Annotated in this window: 2 protein-coding genes; one reads left to right on the top strand and one right to left on the bottom strand. The window is 32.5% G+C overall.

The window, feature by feature from the left end:
* Positions 1-122, bottom strand: a 122-nt coding sequence (locus tag SM447_RS30225; RefSeq protein ID WP_474576261.1) for an adenosylhomocysteinase, incomplete at its 3' end; no start/stop codon positions are given.
* Positions 123-263: 141 nt separating this feature from the next.
* On the opposite strand from SM447_RS30225, the gene SM447_RS30220 reads away from it, so the two are divergent.
* On the top strand, positions 264-493 hold a 230-nt coding region (locus SM447_RS30220), incomplete at its 3' end, for a hypothetical protein (RefSeq protein WP_474576260.1).

The raw sequence follows: 493 nt of genomic DNA, 5'->3' as shown, positions 1-493 counted from the left end.
TCTCTCAAGGACATCAAACCTGGCATTTCGGCTTCTGCTAGTTCGATTTCTTTTCTACCCCAATCTGCTAAGGCAATATCTTTTACTTTATATTTTACGTATGGTATTGTACTTGAACTCATAATGCTTTTTTTTTGTTAAATGAAGCTAATATTAACAGTCTTAAAACTAAATTTCATTTAATTTCGTTAACCACAATATATTAGACAATTTCAAACATTTTTTTTGAAATGCAAATGTACGTAATAACTTTAAAAATATAAATGCCTCTTTACAAAAGTATAACTGTTGATGAAGACACTCACGTCTTAATTTGGAAAATCGAAGAATCATTCGAACAACTCTCCAAAGGTATCTCCCTTACTAAACGTTGCCAACAACGCGTAGACGGAATGAAATCCGATATCCACCGCCGAGGTTTTATGAGTATTCGCCAATTATTGGCCATTGTTGGATACTCCGATAACGATTTATATTATAATGATTTTGGCAA

This window comes from Micromonospora aridisoli (genome assembly GCF_056150025.1).
Note: the sequence above shows the minus strand (reverse complement) of the source record. Positions and strands in the feature narration are given on the sequence as shown.